Genomic DNA, 3,031 nt, shown 5'->3' on the forward strand with positions numbered 1-3,031 from the left:
TGTTCTTTGAAAACTAGATAACAATAAGTAATACATTCACATTGAATGCAATGCAAAGTTCATCACACATAGTGATTCTTTCTAAAGTAAGAAATGGTTAAGTTAGAAAGGGCGCACGGTGGATGCCTTGGCACTAGGAGCCGATGAAGGACGGGACGAACACCGATATGCTTCGGGGAGCTGTAAGCAAGCTTTGATCCGGAGATTTCCGAATGGGGAAACCCACTGCTCGTAATGGAGTAGTATCCATACTTGAATACATAGAGTATGAGAAGGCATACCCGGGGAACTGAAACATCTAAGTACCCGGAGGAAGAGAAAGCAAATGCGATTCCCTGAGTAGCGGCGAGCGAAACGGGAACAGCCCAAACCAAGAGGCTTGCCTCTTGGGGTTGTAGGACACTCTATACGGAGTTACAAAGGAACGATATAAGCGAAGAGGTCTGGAAAGGCCCGCCAAAGAAGGTAACAGCCCTGTAACTGAAATGTTGTTCTCTCCAGAGTGGATCCTGAGTACGGCGGAACACGTGAAATTCCGTCGGAATCCGGGAGGACCATCTCCCAAGGCTAAATACTCCCTAGTGACCGATAGTGAACCAGTACCGTGAGGGAAAGGTGAAAAGCACCCCGGAAGGGGAGTGAAATAGATCCTGAAACCGTGTGCCTACAAGTAGTCAGAGCCCGTTAACGGGTGATGGCGTGCCTTTTGTAGAATGAACCGGCGAGTTACGATCCCGTGCAAGGTTAAGCAGAAGATGCGGAGCCGCAGCGAAAGCGAGTCTGAATAGGGCGCATGAGTACGTGGTCGTAGACCCGAAACCAGGTGATCTACCCATGTCCAGGGTGAAGTTCAGGTAACACTGAATGGAGGCCCGAACCCACGCACGTTGAAAAGTGCGGGGATGAGGTGTGGGTAGGGGTGAAATGCCAATCGAACCTGGAGATAGCTGGTTCTCTCCGAAATAGCTTTAGGGCTAGCCTCAAGGTAAGAGTCTCGGAGGTAGAGCACTGATTGGACTAGGGGCCCCTACCGGGTTACCGAATTCAGTCAAACTCCGAATGCCGATGACTTATCCTTGGGAGTCAGACTGCGAGTGATAAGATCCGTAGTCGAAAGGGAAACAGCCCAGACCGCCAGCTAAGGTCCCAAAGTATACGTTAAGTGGAAAAGGATGTGGAGTTGCTTAGACAACCAGGATGTTGGCTTAGAAGCAGCCACCATTTAAAGAGTGCGTAATAGCTCACTGGTCGAGTGACTCTGCGCCGAAAATGTACCGGGGCTAAACGTATCACCGAAGCTGCGGACTGTTCTTACGAACAGTGGTAGGAGAGCGTTCTAAGGGCTGTGAAGCCAGACCGGAAGGACTGGTGGAGCGCTTAGAAGTGAGAATGCCGGTATGAGTAGCGAAAGACGGGTGAGAATCCCGTCCACCGAATGCCTAAGGTTTCCTGAGGAAGGCTCGTCCGCTCAGGGTTAGTCGGGACCTAAGCCGAGGCCGAAAGGCGTAGGCGATGGACAACAGGTTGATATTCCTGTACCACCTCCTCACCATTTGAGCAATGGGGGGACGCAGGAGGATAGGGTAAGCGCGGTATTGGATATCCGCGTCCAAGCAGTTAGGCTGGGAAATAGGCAAATCCGTTTCCCGTAAAGGCTGAGCTGTGATGGCGAGCGAAATTTAGTAGCGAAGTTCCTGATTCCACACTGCCAAGAAAAGCCTCTAGCGAGGTGAGAGGTGCCCGTACCGCAAACCGACACAGGTAGGCGAGGAGAGAATCCTAAGGTGATCGAGAGAACTCTCGTTAAGGAACTCGGCAAAATGACCCCGTAACTTCGGGAGAAGGGGTGCTTCTTAGGGTGTTAAAGCCCCGAGAAGCCGCAGTGAATAGGCCCAGGCGACTGTTTAGCAAAAACACAGGTCTCTGCGAAGCCGTAAGGCGAAGTATAGGGGCTGACGCCTGCCCGGTGCTGGAAGGTTAAGAGGAGCGCTTAGCGTAAGCGAAGGTGCGAATTGAAGCCCCAGTAAACGGCGGCCGTAACTATAACGGTCCTAAGGTAGCGAAATTCCTTGTCGGGTAAGTTCCGACCCGCACGAAAGGCGCAACGATCTGGGCACTGTCTCAACGAGAGACTCGGTGAAATTATAGTACCTGTGAAGATGCAGGTTACCCGCGACAGGACGGAAAGACCCCGTGGAGCTTTACTGCAGCCTGATATTGAATGTTGGTACAGCTTGTACAGGATAGGTAGGAGCCTTGGAAACCGGAGCGCTAGCTTCGGTGGAGGCATCGGTGGGATACTACCCTGGCTGTATTGACCTTCTAACCCGCTGCCCTTATCGGGCAGGGAGACAGTGTCAGGTGGGCAGTTTGACTGGGGCGGTCGCCTCCTAAAATGTAACGGAGGCGCCCAAAGGTTCCCTCAGAATGGTTGGAAATCATTCGCAGAGTGTAAAGGCACAAGGGAGCTTGACTGCGAGACCTACAAGTCGAGCAGGGACGAAAGTCGGGCTTAGTGATCCGGTGGTTCCGCATGGAAGGGCCATCGCTCAACGGATAAAAGCTACCCCGGGGATAACAGGCTTATCTCCCCCAAGAGTCCACATCGACGGGGAGGTTTGGCACCTCGATGTCGGCTCATCGCATCCTGGGGCTGTAGTCGGTCCCAAGGGTTGGGCTGTTCGCCCATTAAAGCGGTACGCGAGCTGGGTTCAGAACGTCGTGAGACAGTTCGGTCCCTATCCGTCGCGGGCGCAGGAAATTTGAGAGGAGCTGTCCTTAGTACGAGAGGACCGGGATGGACGCACCGCTGGTGTACCAGTTGTTCTGCCAAGGGCATCGCTGGGTAGCTATGTGCGGACGGGATAAGTGCTGAAAGCATCTAAGCATGAAGCCCCCCTCAAGATGAGATTTCCCATTCCGCAAGGAAGTAAGATCCCTGAAAGATGATCAGGTTGATAGGTCTGAGGTGGAAGCGTGGTGACACGTGGAGCTGACAGATACTAATAGATCGAGGACTTAACCTATATTC

Annotated in this window: 1 rRNA gene; it reads left to right on the forward strand. The window is 52.7% G+C overall.

The window, feature by feature from the left end:
- Nucleotides 1-95: 95 nt before the first annotated feature.
- Nucleotides 96-3,026 (forward strand): 23S ribosomal RNA (locus AC3WTB_RS19150).
- Nucleotides 3,027-3,031 lie beyond the last annotated feature (5 nt).

Source organism: Bacillus sp. EB106-04-04-XG123, from assembly GCF_058791855.1.